This is a genomic window from Cycloclasticus sp. PY97N (genome assembly GCF_002443175.1).
GTDB lineage: Bacteria > Pseudomonadota > Gammaproteobacteria > Methylococcales > Cycloclasticaceae > Cycloclasticus > Cycloclasticus pugetii.
In genome coordinates this window covers 1,926,481-1,941,060 of record NZ_CP023664.1, presented here as the reverse complement: position 1 = coordinate 1,941,060, position 14,580 = coordinate 1,926,481, and the positions used below count along the sequence as shown (strand labels likewise).

General features: G+C 42.1%; 16 protein-coding genes. 9 read left to right on the top strand and 7 right to left on the bottom strand.

The features are described from left to right. Window position 1: 1 nt before the first annotated feature. From CPC19_RS09410 to CPC19_RS09385, 6 genes are all read left to right on the top strand, one after another. On the top strand, window positions 2–418 hold the full coding sequence (locus CPC19_RS09410) for a nuclear transport factor 2 family protein (RefSeq protein ID WP_016389715.1): 417 nt from the start codon (window positions 2–4) through the stop codon (window positions 416–418). Further along, a complete protein-coding gene (locus tag CPC19_RS09405) occupies window positions 418–1,182 on the top strand; it encodes an SDR family oxidoreductase (RefSeq protein ID WP_016389714.1) in 765 nt (254 codons plus the stop codon). Before CPC19_RS09410 ends, CPC19_RS09405 begins: the two co-directional genes overlap by 1 nt. Continuing rightward, complete coding sequence (locus tag CPC19_RS09400; RefSeq protein WP_016389713.1) at window positions 1,182–2,438, top strand: NAD(P)/FAD-dependent oxidoreductase; 1,257 nt, start codon at window positions 1,182–1,184, stop codon at window positions 2,436–2,438. Before CPC19_RS09405 ends, CPC19_RS09400 begins: the two co-directional genes overlap by 1 nt. Then, complete coding sequence (locus CPC19_RS09395) at window positions 2,428–3,198, top strand: DUF1365 domain-containing protein (RefSeq protein ID WP_187290362.1); 771 nt, start codon at window positions 2,428–2,430, stop codon at window positions 3,196–3,198. Before CPC19_RS09400 ends, CPC19_RS09395 begins: the two co-directional genes overlap by 11 nt. A gap of 45 nt (window positions 3,199–3,243) precedes the next feature. Further along, a complete protein-coding gene (locus CPC19_RS09390) occupies window positions 3,244–4,539 on the top strand; it encodes a cyclopropane-fatty-acyl-phospholipid synthase family protein (RefSeq protein WP_016389711.1) in 1,296 nt (431 codons plus the stop codon). Window positions 4,540–4,610: 71 nt separating this feature from the next. Then, window positions 4,611–5,042, top strand: a complete 432-nt coding sequence (locus CPC19_RS09385; RefSeq protein ID WP_096910751.1) for a DUF2878 family protein — start codon at window positions 4,611–4,613, stop codon at window positions 5,040–5,042. On the opposite strand, the gene CPC19_RS09380 is transcribed toward CPC19_RS09385, so the two are convergent. From CPC19_RS09380 to CPC19_RS09355, 6 genes are read right to left on the bottom strand one after another with little or no spacing between them, the layout of a single operon-like run. After that, a complete protein-coding gene (locus CPC19_RS09380; protein WP_015005472.1) occupies window positions 5,039–5,419 on the bottom strand; it encodes a sirohydrochlorin chelatase in 381 nt (126 codons plus the stop codon). The genes CPC19_RS09385 and CPC19_RS09380 overlap by 4 nt on opposite strands. Next, a complete protein-coding gene (locus tag CPC19_RS09375; protein WP_015005473.1) occupies window positions 5,416–5,874 on the bottom strand; it encodes a phosphate-starvation-inducible PsiE family protein in 459 nt (152 codons plus the stop codon). Before CPC19_RS09375 ends, CPC19_RS09380 begins: the two co-directional genes overlap by 4 nt. A 29-nt stretch (window positions 5,875–5,903) precedes the next feature. After that, window positions 5,904–6,431 carry a lipocalin family protein gene (locus CPC19_RS09370; protein ID WP_015005474.1) on the bottom strand — a complete coding sequence of 176 codons (528 nt, stop codon included), beginning with the start codon at window positions 6,429–6,431 and terminating at the stop codon, window positions 5,904–5,906. A gap of 7 nt (window positions 6,432–6,438) precedes the next feature. Next, a complete protein-coding gene (phrB, locus tag CPC19_RS09365; RefSeq protein ID WP_236610507.1) occupies window positions 6,439–7,899 on the bottom strand; it encodes a deoxyribodipyrimidine photo-lyase in 1,461 nt (486 codons plus the stop codon). Further along, window positions 7,851–8,753, bottom strand: a complete 903-nt coding sequence (locus CPC19_RS09360) for a MerR family transcriptional regulator (RefSeq protein WP_016389705.1) — start codon at window positions 8,751–8,753, stop codon at window positions 7,851–7,853. The genes phrB and CPC19_RS09360 overlap by 49 nt, the downstream gene beginning before the upstream one ends. Further along, window positions 8,743–9,687 carry a DUF523 and DUF1722 domain-containing protein gene (locus tag CPC19_RS09355; RefSeq protein ID WP_016389704.1) on the bottom strand — a complete coding sequence of 315 codons (945 nt, stop codon included), beginning with the start codon at window positions 9,685–9,687 and terminating at the stop codon, window positions 8,743–8,745. Before CPC19_RS09355 ends, CPC19_RS09360 begins: the two co-directional genes overlap by 11 nt. Before the next feature lie 115 nt (window positions 9,688–9,802). Here CPC19_RS09355 and CPC19_RS09350 point away from each other — a divergent pair, with 115 nt between their 5' ends. Then, entirely contained in the window at window positions 9,803–10,711 is a 909-nt protein-coding gene (locus tag CPC19_RS09350; protein ID WP_016389703.1) for a TIGR01777 family oxidoreductase, read from the top strand. Window positions 10,712–10,725: 14 nt separating this feature from the next. Then, window positions 10,726–11,745: a ferrochelatase gene (gene hemH / locus CPC19_RS09345; RefSeq protein ID WP_016389702.1), complete on the top strand. Its 1,020-nt coding sequence runs from the start codon at window positions 10,726–10,728 to the stop codon at window positions 11,743–11,745. A gap of 102 nt (window positions 11,746–11,847) precedes the next feature. On the opposite strand, the gene CPC19_RS09340 is transcribed toward hemH, so the two are convergent. Beyond that, window positions 11,848–13,299, bottom strand: coding sequence for an NAD-dependent succinate-semialdehyde dehydrogenase (locus CPC19_RS09340; RefSeq protein ID WP_016389701.1), 1,452 nt, complete (start codon window positions 13,297–13,299; stop codon window positions 11,848–11,850). Window positions 13,300–13,613: 314 nt separating this feature from the next. Between CPC19_RS09340 and CPC19_RS09335 the strand changes: the two genes are divergently transcribed. Next, window positions 13,614–14,576, top strand: coding sequence for a dihydrodipicolinate synthase family protein (locus CPC19_RS09335; RefSeq protein ID WP_016389700.1), 963 nt, complete (start codon window positions 13,614–13,616; stop codon window positions 14,574–14,576). Window positions 14,577–14,580: the final 4 nt, after the last annotated feature.

The following is a 14,580-nucleotide window of genomic DNA, read 5'->3' as shown; positions in this document are numbered from 1 at the left end:
GATGATAATTGAAGACTTTACTCAAATTTACCAACGGCTCAATAAAGATAATCTTGAGTTATTAACAGACCTTTATAGTGCAGATATTACCTTTATCGACCCCTTACATACAATTGAAGGGATCGATAATTTAACGGTTTATTTTGCAGGTTTATATGACAATGTTTCTTCCATTTCTTTTGATTTCGAAGAAGTCACATCGGATAAAAACAGTCATTTCATAACCTGGGATATGACCTTGGCCCATTCAAAAATGAACGGAGGAAAGCCCTATATTGTGCCTGGTATGACACACTTAAAAACCAACGAGGAAGGGCAAATAAGCTATCACCGAGATTACTATGATGCTGGTCAGATGCTGTACGAGCAAATACCGCTGATTAGAAACATCATCAGACTCATTAAACGGAGGCTCTAATGGCCTACGATTTTAACGGTAAAAAAGTATGGGTGACGGGTGCTTCCAGCGGAATTGGGAGATGCTTAGCTGATCAACTGCATGAAAAAGGTGCTCATGTATTTGTCAGCGCGAGAAATACCGAAAAATTAAGCGAAAACTTTTCCGGCAAGGAAAGAATAACCATTTTGCCCGGCGATTTAACATCTGCAGATGTTAATAAAAACATCGTGGCTGACATTAAAGCATCAGCGGGAGGGTTAGACTGCGTTATTTTTAATGCAGGGACGGCTGAATATGTTGATGCTTATCATTTCTCAGCAGCCCCGTTTGAACGAATGATAGAGGCCAACTATTTCACTATGATAAGGGGAATTGAAGCGGCCTTACCGCTATTAAAAGAATCTGAAAATGCGTATTTGGTAGGTATGAGTTCTAGCGTTGGGTGGCAAGGTCTGCCTTCAGGGCAAGCATATTCAGCGAGTAAAGCGGCTATTAGAAACTTATTTCAAGGCTTAAAAATAGAGTTGGCTCCAAAAAACATAGCGGTCAGCTGGATCTGCCCTGGCTTTGTTAAAACACCCTTAACCGATAAAAACACCTTCGATATGCCATTTAGGGTAAGCACCGATGAAGCCGCACATACAATTGTTAAACAGTTAATGAAACAAACAACAGAAATCCATTTTCCTAAACGGTTTACCTATTTCTTGAAATTTGTATCGTGCCTGCCCGCAGGCTTGGCAGCAAAAATATTAAGTAAAACCGTGCCGGAGTCAAGCTGATGAAAATTGCTGTTGTCGGTACAGGTATATCAGGTAATTTGGCGGCATACCACTTAAATAAAAAACATGATATTACCGTTTTTGAAGCTGAAAACTATGCCGGTGGGCATACACATACACACACGGTTGAGCTAGGTGGTGAGAAGCAAGTCATTGATACGGGGTTTATCGTCTTTAATAAAAAGACCTACCCTAATTTTATTAACTTATTAAAAGAATTGGAGGTGCCCTATCAATCAAGCAAGATGAGTTTTAGCGTTCAAAATCAGCGTACAGGTCTTGAATATAATGGGACTAACCTGAATGCTCTATTCGCGCAACGTAGGAATCTATTTAGACCCCGTTTTTATCGGATGATAAAACAAATATTACGTTTTAATAAAGAAAGCCTTAGCCTGCTAGCAGACGATACAGACTCAATATCGCTAGGTGATTATTTATATAATAATCAATACGGTAAGGAGTTTATACATGACTATATTATACCTATGGGAGCTGCAATTTGGTCAACCGACCACGATAGTATGTTTGCCTTTCCAGCACGTTTTTTTGTGCAGTTTTTTCATAACCATGGCATGTTATCGGTCGATGTTCGTCCCGAATGGTTTGTTATTAAGGGCGGCTCTTCGGAATATTTAAAACCCCTTATCGCTGGACATAAAGACAAGATCCGCTTGTCAGCACCTGTTGAAAATGTACGCAGGACAGCAGGTGGTGTATTTGTAAAAGCGACCGGCTATGAAGAAGAGCGTTTCGATTATGTTTTTATAGCCTCACATAGTGACCAAGCGCTAAGTTCCTTAGCAGAACCAACCCCATTAGAAAACGAGGTGTTGGGTGCTATTCCTTACATCAATAATGAAGTTGTTTTACATTATGACGAAAGCTTATTGCCAAAACGTAAAGTAGCTTGGGGTGCTTGGAATTATCACTTGTTGAAAGAGAAAAAAGAGCGCGTCGCATTGACCTACAATATGAATATTTTGCAGTCACTTAAAAGTGATTACACCTTTAATGTCACACTTAATAATACCGCAGCAATTGACCCCAAAAAAATCATTAAAGTACTTCAATACACGCACCCATTTTTTAGTGTAGACGGTGTAAAAGCACAACAAAAACACAGCGAATTAAACGGCCAAAATCGTACCTATTATTGTGGTGCCTATTGGCGATATGGGTTTCATGAAGATGGCGTTGTTAGTGCCTTGCAAGCACTTAAAGACTTCAATAGAGATGTGCTCGGTGAACAGTAAAATATTTACTGGCCGAGTGAGACATCGGCGGTTTAAGCCGAAAGAAAACGAATTTCAATACACTATATTTATGTTGTATTTAGACCTTGATGAATTACCGACGTTGTTTGATCGATTTTGGCTCTGGTCCTTAAATAAACCAAATGTCGCTAGCTTCCAGACTCAACAATATTTAGCGGATGAAAACGGCTGTATAAAAACGGCGGTTAAACATGAAGTTAAAGCACAGTTAGGCGTTGTTCCGAAAGGGCCCATTAGGTTACTGACACATCTGTCTTATTTTGGATATTGCTTCAACCCAGTTTCTTTTTATTATTGCTTTAACGAAGATGGTGAAACGCTTGATTTTATAGTCGCGCAAATTAATAACACGCCGTGGAATGAAAGGCACTGTTATGTTTTAGATAATAGGTCGTCCCACGCAAGCAATAGCCCCTCTAAAGTGGTTAGAAGTGAGTTTGAAAAAACATTTCATGTATCGCCATTTTTGCCGATGGGTATGCGCTATTTTTGGCGTTTTAATACGCCGAGTGAAAAATTAGCTGTTTATATGAAAAACACGCAGGATGACGAGACGTTCTTTGATGTTAATTTGTCATTAAGACACAAAGAAATTAATTCGTTAAATTTATGCGCTGCTCTCGTAACGTTCCCTTTGATGACGTGGCAAGTAATAGTTGGTATTTACTGGCAATCATTAAAGTTATGGTTAAGAAAAACACCTTTTTATGATCACCCCAAAACGCATAACACTAAGTAATGAATAGACTCGATAGTAACCTAACAATGATAATTTGAGGATGACATGAGCAAATCAGCATCAGTAAGAAAACTAACACAACACTTAGAAAATAAAGCCTCTCATCGCAGAGGCACTTTGTTTAGCAAGGTGTTGAAAAAAGCTGTATTTAAACAGCTAAATCACCTTCAGTATGGGCAACTAACGTTGACCGACAGTGGGGAAACACACCATTTTATGGGTGATAAAAGCAGTGATTTAGTCGTAGAAATAAACGTTTTAAATAACGAATTTTATTGGTATATCGCTTTAGGCGGTAGCATAGGGGCTGCCGAATCTTATATAAATGATTACTGGCGCACACCTGATCTAACCAAGGTTATTCAGCTATTTGCGTTAAACCAATCTGTTATGGACTCAATGGAGACAGGTTTGGCGAGCTTTACAAGCCCCATTAAAAAAGCATTTCACTGGTTAAACAAGAACACGCATAAGGGAAGTAAAAGTAATATCGTTGCGCACTACGACCTCGGTAATGATTTCTTTAAGCTATTTCTGGATCCAACGATGATGTATTCATCGGGTATTTTTTATCAACCAGATAACACAATGGAGCAAGCCTCGGCCAATAAATTAGAAAGAATTTGTACTCGTTTAAAGTTAAGGCCAGAAGATCAAGTGATTGAAATTGGCACAGGCTGGGGTGGTTTTGCGATGTACGCGGCTAAACACTATGGCTGCCATGTCACCACAACTACAATTTCTGAAGAACAGTACGCCTATGCACAACAACAAATTGACAATGCGGGTTTAAGCAACAAGATTACGCTATTAAAACAAGACTATCGTGAGCTGACAGGGCAGTATGATAAGTTAGTGTCAATAGAAATGATCGAAGCGGTAGGTCATCAATACTTTGACACCTTCTTTTCAAAATGTAGTGCGCTTTTAAAAGACGATGGTGAGATGCTTATTCAAGCCATTACTATTAGTGACCAGCGATTTAATAGCGCAAAAAAAGATGTCGACTTTATAAAGCGCTATATTTTTCCTGGTAGTTGTATACCGTCTATTAACGCGATTAGCCACAGCCTAACTAAATCGAGTGATTTGCGAATGACCAATATGGATGACTTCGGTATGCATTACGCAAGAACGTTAAATGAATGGAACAAATCGTTTAAAAATAATATTCAAGAGGTAAAGGCACAAGGCTTTAGTGATGAGTTCATTAGGATGTGGGAATATTATTTCAGTTATTGCGAAGGTGGATTTAAAGAACAGGTAATTAGTGTATCGCAGTTGCATTTAGTTAAACCTATGGCGCGGGTTCCAATGTCGTTAGTAGCACTGGAGACATAACAATCAACCTGTGGCAAACAGTTTTATTATTTCAGGCTGGTTGGCTAGTCCTCGTTTCATGCCACGACAGTTTGCTTTACTTAGTCTCAATCGCTTTGGTTTTGCTTTATTTGCTGCTCGACCTATATAAGACAAAGCAAAAAGACTATTTATCGTACGCCTTGCCGAAGCTTTTAATGTTTATAAGCGGTTGCCTGGCAGATTGGAGTTTAGCCAAACTTGAGTTTATTCAGTTTGCTGCTGATGGCCCGACTCTACCTTTTTGGTTAGTGTTGCTTTGGCTGCTTTTTTCTATTACGTTTGAACAGTGTTACCGCTGGTTAAGCGGTAAGCTAAAGGTTGCCGCTTTATTGGGAGGCTTATTTGGCCCAGCTTCATATTGGGCTGCCAGCAAACTGTCCGCTGTCAGCATACAGATGCCGGTTGAATTTACTCTATTAAGTGCTGTTTTTTGGGCCGTGCTGTTTGTTGCTTTTATTAAAAAAAGACCGCTGGCCACTTAAGCGCTCACTAATGTCGAGTTAACCGCGGTTGAAATCAATAAATCCACCATTAAATCAGAAGCGCCTAAGTGAGGCGAAAGGCTAATATTGATGTTTGCATGCTGAGCTGTACACCTATTAATAATATTAGGTATATCTTCCACCACATGCCGACCAGAATTAAGAAAGTAAGGCAAAACGGTAATTGATGTTGCACCCTCTGCAATACACTGCTCAATACCTTCAGGAATCAATATATCGCTTAGCTCCAAAAATGCCGGCTTAACAATATCGTATTGTTCACCGCAGTTCTTTTTAAGCTTTTCAGCTAGATGGACTACCTCATCATTCGATTGTTTGCGTCGGCTACCATGCGCAACTAGTAATAGTGCATTCATGATGTAACAGTCTCATCATGATTCTTTCCTAGCAAGTAGTAAGTGATACCTAAAGCCAGAATAATACTCGCTAGAGCAAACATATGCATAGGGTCGACAAACTTAAAGTCAATAATGATAACTTTCCTAGCCATTGCCATCATAGCCGTTGCGACGACTAACCTTAGCGGAAATACATCAGTCCTTAAGTAAAGCACAATATTTTGGAAAATTTCTATCGCGATTAAAACCGCTAAAAAAGCAGCGAAGGTCTTAAATATATCTGACAAGCTAAGCAACAAGAAAGGAGGCGCTAGCAGTTGCTTATACATCACATAAAAAACATCGGCGACTCCCCAAAAAATAACCAGCACCATTAATACAGCCAGTATTTTTATGGCCACTTTTATTGCCTTATGCAAAATGGAAATTAAAGGGTCGTGGTGCTCGGTAGGTAGTTCATCATGCTGGCTCATGTCAGGTCTCTTTAAAATATATAAGGTAATTACTGGTGAACGAAAATTAACGCTGAGGTGTCGAATCCAATAGATTTTGACATTGAGATAAACTGGTCTATCACCTCTGGTTTAACGGTAGGCGTTCTTGCTAACAACCATAAGTAGTCTTTATCTGGGCCCGATATGAAGGCATATTGATAGCCTACGGTATCCAACTCAAAAACAATATACGAACCATAGAAGGGGCCAAAAAATGATACCTTTAAATGCCCTTCATCGGCGTCATTCACAAAATAAGCTTTACCTTGGGCTTCTTGCCAGGCACTTTTTTCGGCAGAAAACCCACGGTTGACAACATTAATACCACCGTCCTCTCTTAAGCTATAGTCTGCGGTAACTTTGCTAAGCCCTCTTTCAAAAGAATGGTCTAGCCGCGCAATTTCATGCCATGTTCCTAAGTACCGTTCAAGCTGAAAATTTTCAACCGGTTTTACCCCCTCTGGTATGCCAACACATCCGGACAGGATAAAAACAACACTGAAAAAAAGATAAGCTATGGTTTTTTTTCTAAACATAGAGTGACTATACACCTTTAAAAGCAGACAGCGCTCTTAAGCGACCCCGCTTTAAATCAACAATCGGGCTAGGGTAATTCTCCGGTCTATTCTTGGCGCTGGGTAAATGAATGTCTTTATCTGATAAGTGTGCCAGCTCTGGCAGGTAATGGCGAATAAAAGCACCCTTTGGATCAAACCGTTGTGATTGAGTGACCGGATTAAAAATTCTAAAGTAAGGCACCGAATCAGAGCCTGTTGAGGCACACCATTGCCAGCCCCCATTGTTTGCCGACAGATCACCATCAATTAAATGTTGCATAAACCAACGCTCACCTAAGCGCCAGTCTATCAATAAATGTTTCGTTAAAAACATAGCCACTATCATCCGCAAACGGTTATGCATCCACCCCCTTGTTAATAGCTGCCGCATGGCTGCATCAACAATGGGGATTCCCGTTTTACCGTTCTGCCATGCCGCTAATTGCTCTTTATCATGTCGCCATTCAATCTGCTCTGTTTGCAGCTTCAAGGGCTTATGTTTAGACACTTGCGGAAAATCAATCAGGGTGTGTTTATAAAATTCACGCCACAGCAATTCGTTTTGCCAAATATGTACGCCATCACTCATTTCACAATGCAAGGTTGCGTGCCAACATTGTGCAGCGGAGAGTATTCCACTGGCTAGATACGGCGAAAGTCGGCTGGTGCCAGCTAACGATGGCGTATCCCTATCGGTTTTGTAGTGTTGAATAGGCTGCTGACAAAATTCAGTCAATCGAGTTAAGGCTTGCTGTTGACCGGCAGGCCAAAAGGTTTGTATTTTTTTTGAAACCGTTGGCCAGTGTATGTCTGCAAACTGACACTGTCCGCTCAACCTCTTCGTTGCGTTGTCGCTTATTTTTTTGCAAGGATTAGGTACAGGGTAGAGGCTAGGCGGGGTCGCAAGCCGCTGCCGAGCTTGTGTTGAAAACGCTGTAAATACTTTATACGGCGTGCCGGTTTTAGTCCGTATACTTGCTGGTGGAAGCAGCAATTGGTCGTGATGCTCTTGATAGGCCACGCCAATGTCTTGGCATCGTTCAATAACGTTTGCATCTCTTTGACTTTCGTTAACGGCCAGCTCCGCGTTAACGTGCACTTGATTTACAGCCCACTGCTGACAAATAGTGGCGATTAAATCAGGAATTTGCTGGTAGTTATCATGCTGAAAAAAGTGCAATTCAATATTTAGCTCAGCTAACTCTTTTTCAAGTTGAACGAGATTGCGGTGCCAAAAGTCCAGTTTTACCGCAGCATCATCATGCTGATGCCATTGTTGTGGTGTGGCAATATATATTGCAATAACCGGCTGTGTCGATTGGCAAGCATGGTAAAGCGCAGGGTTATCAATGGTGCGCAAATCATTACGAAACCAAACTAATTCATGCTGTGCCGACATTAGCGTTTTGTTTTTTCTAGCCAAGTTTTCATCACAGCCGATCGCCAAGCATCACTGCTTTGCCCGCCGACAAAGTCGATACCCAGGCTAGTTAATTGCTCATGGTGAATATCCGATGCCAAGCCAAGGCAGATAATATCGTCTTTCCACAACGCGCCAAGTTTAGCTAACGGCTTAAATGCTGTTTGCTCTAGGCGTTGATCTGCATACACTATTAATGGCCATTCAGCATTATTATGTAAGCGTGTTAAACCCGCTAAATCCTCAACTTTACCAAAGGCATTAACACGAAGGCCGCTTTGCAAAAGCAGGCTATGCAGCAAGTAATAGCCCAATGATGGCCCATTAAGGTCTAGGCTTGCTAGGTAGCAATGCCCTTGTGGCTTTTGTTTTTCTGTACGCAAGGTCATTATTAACGTTTGCCGTTGCCAACTTTGTTGCCATAGCTGTTGTTCCAGCTGATAACCCAGTGGTTGCCGTTGCCAGCGCTGGGCTAATGTTGCCTGCAAAGGGTGGTAGACGTATTCACAGAGTGTAATAAACGGCACTGATTTGTTTAATCGGTCCAGCATCTGGTTTACACCAGGCTTGTTAAGCTCTGAGATGCTCGACAGCAATTCATTTTGCGCGACCAACCATTGTTCAGCAACCGGCTCAGCCGCAGCATATGACTTACCGCTGGCAAGCAAAGTAGCCACCTTGCTGATCGCTACACCACGGTTTAGCCACGACAATATGTGTTGAATATCCTGAATATTGCCTTCGTTATACACGCGATGGCCCTTCGCTGTTCTTTCTGGCTTAATTAAGCCATAACGCCGCTCCCATGCGCGCAAGGTGACCGAGGCTACCCCGGTTTGTTGGCTAACATGACCAATCGTATAGTTTTTTTCAGATGGCATTACGTAAACTCAAATCGTCTGGGTAAGGTTGCAAATATGCCTGCTTTTCAATGTAAGGGTCGGGGTGGTTATTAAAATGATGCTTCAGCAAGGTAATGGGCACAATTAGCGGCACCTGATGAGTACGGTATTGTTCAATAAGGTTACCTAGCTCTTGTTTCTCTTTAGCGGATAACACTTTTTTCAAATAACCCTGTAAGTGCATTAACACATTGGTATGCGTTTTACGGGTGGCAAGAACGCTTAAATTTTCCATTAACAAACTAAAATAGCGCTCAGCCAAATCATCAATATCGTACCTGCCCGCATCAGCTAGCAGCTGCCCAAGCTCCACATAATGCGTAGGGGTACGTGCCATTAAGCAATACTTATAACTCGCATGAAATTCTAGAATAGCGTGATGGCTCAACCCTTGTTTCTTGAGTTGTTGCCAATTGTGATAGGCATAAACCCGCGTGATAAAGCTTTCCCTTAGCACTGCATCTTCTAATCGGCCAGACTCTTCAACGGGTAATAATGGATTAGCCTGCATAACGGCTTTAGCATAAACCCCACGACCGGGTTCAGCCGCAGGATAACCACCTTCTTGATAAACTTTGACCCGAAACACCCCGCAACTTGGGGACTTCTGCATAAATACATAACCGCATAATTCATCTAGTTGTTGCGCTTTATGTTCACTGTATGTCTTTAGCTGATCGGTGTAATCTACGCTATTATCGTGAACAGCCACCACCTTAGGCGCCTGTACCTCGCCAATAAGGCGGATGGGTTTTCTAGGAATAGACATGCCGCTGGCCACTTCAGGGCATTCAGGTACAAACTCAAAATAGCGAGAGAGACTATCGGTACAAAGACGAGAGTGCTTATGACCGCCGTCAAAACGCACCTCATTACCCAGCAAGCAACTGCTAATTCCTACTTTTATTTTCATTGTTAATATCCCTTATAAACTGTAAGCAAGAATAGCAGCTTATAAAAAGTTGTACAAGGATGTTATTTTGTACAAATATATGCCATTATAAAGCCATCAATTAAAGGTCATTTCTATGAAACATGTTCTTATAACTGGTGGTACAGGCTTAATTGGCTCGGCTTTGTGTAAATTATTGCTAAGCCGGCAGCATCAGGTCACCGTGCTTAGTCGGCAGCCCGACACAGTGCCCGCTAAATGCGGCCAACAGGTTAAAGGTATTCAGTCGTTAAGCGATATTAGTAATGAGACACCGATTGATTGGGTTTTCAATTTAGCAGGCGAACCCATTGCCGATAAGCCATGGACAAAAAAACGCAAAGCCTTGCTGGAAGCAAGCCGAATTGAGCTAACACAACAGCTTGTTGACTGGATCGCCCAGCGCAAAACCGCGCCAGACTGTTTAATCAGTGGTTCGGCCATCGGCTGGTATGGCAATGGCAAAGACACGGTAATAATAGAGCACAGTGATTTTGTGGATGAATACACCCACCAATTGTGTGAGGCATGGGAGCAACAAGCACTGCGCGCCAAAGAATTTGGTGTACGCGTGTGCACTATACGAACCGGCTTAGTGTTAGCATCAACGGGTGGCTTTTTACATAAAATGCTGTTGCCCTTCAAATTAGGCCTTGGGGGAAAGCTCGGCTCTGGTCAACAATACATGCCTTGGGTGCATATTAACGATATGGTACGCTTGCTGGCGTTCCTTGCTGATAACGAGCAAGCCCAAGGGCCATTTAATGCGTGCTCTACTAACCCAGTACGTAACGATGAATTTACCAAAACCTTAGCGCAGACCCTACATCGTTATGCGTTTATTCCAATCCCTGCTTGGTTACTTAAAGGCGTATTAGGTGAAATGTCTGGCTTATTATTAACAGGGCAACGAGCCATTCCCGAGAAAGCTCATGCAATGGGTTTTAACTTTGCTTATTCTGATTTACAAACAGCGTTAACAGATATTTTACAAACCAAACACTAACAGCGGACGACATAATGACAAACAAAGCAGTATTATTGGCTAACTTAGGATCACCAGACAATACCGATACAGCCTCAGTTCGGCGCTATTTAAACCAATTTCTAATGGACCCCCACGTTATTCAATTACCGTGGTTATTGCGCCGAATGATTGTTAGCCTATTTGTATTGCCAACGCGGCCAAAAGCTTCTGCTGAAGCTTATAAAAGTGTCTGGATGGATGAAGGTTCGCCGTTGATTGTTTTATCAGAGCGGCTTAAAAACGCATTGCAAACTCAACTAGATATGCCTGTTGCAATGGCCATGCGCTATGGTAAGCCCAGTATTGAGACGGAATTATTAGCGCTCAGTCAACAAGCCGGTATAGAAGAAGTTTTGTATATCCCACTGTATCCACATTTTGCCGATAGTACCGTCACCACCTCTATTGAAGAAGCCGAGCGGGTTATTAAAGAACACAATCTAAATATCAAGCTTAACGTTGTTGCACCGTTTTATGACCAACCTGACTATATTAATGCCTTAGTAAACAGCGCCCAGCCTTATTTAGAGCAAGCCTACGATCACATCGTTTTTAGTTATCACGGCCTACCCGAATCGCATATTACAAAACGTGACCCAACGGGACAACATTGCCTGCAAAGTGCAGATTGTTGCCAGCGCCCAAGCGAAGCGCATAAAACCTGTTATCGCCACCAAGTGATGCGCACCACGCAATGTTTTGTAGAACAGGCGCAAATAGCACCTGAAAAATACTCGGTTAGTTTTCAATCTCGGCTTGGCCGCGCTAAATGGTTAGCACCTAATACAGAGGACCGCTTGCGTGAACTGGCCCAATCTGGCGTTAAAAAAGTATTGGTGATTTGCCCCGCTTTTGTAACAGACTGTTTAGAAACACTCGAAGAAATAGCCATTCGTGCAGACGAGGTGTTTAAGGAAGCAGGGGGGGGCGAGTTACAGTTAATTCCGTGTCTTAATGATCACCCTGCATGGGTTAATACGTTAGGGGCGTGGTGCGAAGCGAAGGAGGGATAAAAAGCTTAAGCTTGGAACAATATCCTTGTATTTAATCGCAGTTTCAATAATGGGTGACTGAGTAAAAGCGACATTAATACTTTAACCTTGGCCCCGAATTGTTTACATGTTGCCTAGGCATAAATACTTGATTTCTACAAACTCATCGATACCATATTTAGAGCCTTCGCGGCCAATACCAGACTCTTTAACGCCTCCAAATGGCGCGACTTCTGATGAAATAATGCCCGCATTGATGCCAATAATACCTACTTCAAGCGATTCAGCAACTTGCCACACACGCTTAATGTTTTGTGAGTAAAAATAAGCGGCTAAGCCAAAAGGTGTATCGTTAGCAAGCTCAATGGCTTGCTGGTCTGTTGTAAAGCGATAGAGCGGGGCAACGGGACCAAATGTTTCTTCATGAGTGATTTTCATCGCCGGAGAGACATTGCTTAATACCGTGGGTTGAAAAAAGAGCCCGCCTAATTCATGCGACGCTCCACCGGTTAGCACAGAAGCGCCTAATTGAACGGCGTTATCAACGTGTTCTTTAACTTTATCAAGTGCTGCGGTGTTAATCAGAGGTCCTTGCTCTGCGGTCGGCTCAATACCATTTGCAACGGTGAGTTGACGTACTGTTGCAGTTAGCTTTTCGGCAAATTCATCATAAATACTGTCTTGAACAAATATTCGATTTGCACAGATACAGGTTTGCCCTGTGTTCCTAAATTTACTGGCCATCACGCCTTCAATAGCGGCATCTAGGTCGGCATCATCAAAGACAATAAAGGGCGCATTTCCACCTAATTCAAGGCTTATTTTTTTGATCGTATCTGCGCATTGGCGCATTAAGGTTTTGCCAACCTCTGTAGAGCCAGTGAATGAGAGTTTACGTACGATGGGGCTTGATGTTAGTTCTTCACCGATGGTGCTGGCTTGTCCGGTGACGACATTGAGCACGCCAGGTGGTATTCCAGCTTGATCGGCTAATTCAGCCAGCGCGAGTGCAGAAAAGGGCGTTTCCGATGCTGGTTTAATGATAACGGGGCAACCAGCTGCTAGAGCCGGTGCGCATTTACGTGTGATCATCGCATTTGGGAAATTCCAAGGTGTGATCGCTGCAACAACGCCAATAGCCTGCTTGATGACGATGATTCTTTTATCATTACTGGGGGCGGGAATGGTGTCGCCGTATACTCGTTTTGCTTCTTCAGCAAACCACTCAACAAAACTAGCTCCGTATAATATTTCTCCACGTGCTTCGTTGATAGGCTTGCCTTGCTCTGTTGTCATTATGCTAGCAAGGTCTTCTTGATTGTCGATAATTAATTCAAACCATTTTCTTAGAATACTAGAGCGGTCTTTGGCGGGGCGTTTTTGCCATTTTTCCCATGCAGATTGAGCGCATAAGATAGCGTCTTGAGTTTGTTTTGCAGTAAGCAAAGGGACATGGCCTATAAGCTCATTATTTGCTGGGTTATAAACAGCAAGCCTTTGGTGGTCAGTACTATCTACCCATTGCCCGTTGATAAACGCGTGTTGTTTGAAAAGCTTTCTATTTTCAATGTGCATGATTTTATAGCGGCTTTATAAGACAGAAGATCATAGTAATATAAATTTAAAGGATTAAAAGCTTAAAGCAAATATTATTAGCATCGCGTTTTTAATTCTTACTACTGCAAATATTTAAGGGTAGGCCATGGCTTAATGCTCAATCTTGCAGTAAGGGAGTGTCAAGCTGATTGATTAAATATGAGCTGGGGTTATGATGTTAGAACACCTTGCAAATATCAAATAAAGGAGTAATGGTGAAGCAGTAATAAAAACAGTGGTAGATGTAATTGTGAAGTGCTAAAAAAATAATAAAGACTAAACAGGGGAAGAGCATGAATTACAGCAGAGAAACAGCGAAACAGTGGGCGAATGAACACATTAAGGGTTTGTTTATGTGTCCTATTTCACCAATGAATGATGACTTTACTTTTGATGAAGAAGGGATTCGTGAAAATATTGAAGCATTTATTGAAATGGGTGTGGATGGTCTAGTAGTGGGTGGTTTCATCGCCGAGTGCTGGAATGCAACGCTAGACGAATGGTACCGTTATCATGAGGTGGTTGCCGAAGCAGTTAATGGGCGGATTCCCTTATTTTCAATATTATTGGACCCCAGTGCTTATCAAACAATTGAAAAGATGAAGCGCCTAGAAGTACTTGGCTATGACGGTGTAGAAGTGATAAACCCCGTTGTTCAACTCAAAAGTGATGATGAAATTTATAATTGGTTTAAATTTATCACCGATAGCTCGGATTTGGCGGTTGTGCTATACAGAACGCCGGTTTCCGGCAAAGTACTCGGCTGGGATTTACTACAACGTTTGGCAGACCTGGAGACTGTTGTAGGAACAAAACAGGGCGTTATGAATCGCGTGGAAACGTTAAAAATTCGCAGCATCATTCGCCCTGATTTTATTGTAGCTGACCCGTTTGAATCTGTTTTTTGTGATGACCTGCGAAAGGGTGGGCAAACAGTATTTGGTGAGCTGTCTTATATTTTGTATGGCAAAAAACGTCATATCGTCAAAGATTATATGGCCTTGTCGGCAGCAGGCAAGTGGGAAGAAGCTTATCAAACAAGTGCACAGTTAAACGATATTCGAGAATTTTATAATGAAGTGTTTATTTGGGATGTAGTGCAAACATTCACCTATGCCAGTGCCTTAGCTAGTATGAAGGCATGGTTTGAAGAGATTGGTTTAAAAGCAGGGCCTATTCGTCCCCCTATCGAGCAATGTACGCCTGCACTAAAGGCGCGTATTCAGTCAACATTAAAAGAATTGGGCGTGAGTTAAATAT

Coding starts and splice junctions, on each gene's coding strand:
- CPC19_RS09410 (WP_016389715.1), top strand. CDS start 2: ATGATAATTGAAGACTTTACTCAAATTTACCAACGGCTCAATAAAGAT.
- CPC19_RS09405 (WP_016389714.1), top strand. CDS start 418: ATGGCCTACGATTTTAACGGTAAAAAAGTATGGGTGACGGGTGCTTCC.
- CPC19_RS09400 (WP_016389713.1), top strand. CDS start 1,182: ATGAAAATTGCTGTTGTCGGTACAGGTATATCAGGTAATTTGGCGGCA.
- CPC19_RS09390 (WP_016389711.1), top strand. CDS start 3,244: ATGAGCAAATCAGCATCAGTAAGAAAACTAACACAACACTTAGAAAAT.
- CPC19_RS09380 (WP_015005472.1), bottom strand. CDS start 5,419: ATGAATGCACTATTACTAGTTGCGCATGGTAGCCGACGCAAACAATCG.
- CPC19_RS09375 (WP_015005473.1), bottom strand. CDS start 5,874: ATGAGCCAGCATGATGAACTACCTACCGAGCACCACGACCCTTTAATT.
- CPC19_RS09370 (WP_015005474.1), bottom strand. CDS start 6,431: ATGTTTAGAAAAAAAACCATAGCTTATCTTTTTTTCAGTGTTGTTTTT.
- CPC19_RS09360 (WP_016389705.1), bottom strand. CDS start 8,753: ATGCCATCTGAAAAAAACTATACGATTGGTCATGTTAGCCAACAAACC.
- CPC19_RS09355 (WP_016389704.1), bottom strand. CDS start 9,687: ATGAAAATAAAAGTAGGAATTAGCAGTTGCTTGCTGGGTAATGAGGTG.
- CPC19_RS09350 (WP_016389703.1), top strand. CDS start 9,803: ATGAAACATGTTCTTATAACTGGTGGTACAGGCTTAATTGGCTCGGCT.
- hemH (WP_016389702.1), top strand. CDS start 10,726: ATGACAAACAAAGCAGTATTATTGGCTAACTTAGGATCACCAGACAAT.
- CPC19_RS09340 (WP_016389701.1), bottom strand. CDS start 13,299: ATGCACATTGAAAATAGAAAGCTTTTCAAACAACACGCGTTTATCAAC.
- CPC19_RS09335 (WP_016389700.1), top strand. CDS start 13,614: ATGAATTACAGCAGAGAAACAGCGAAACAGTGGGCGAATGAACACATT.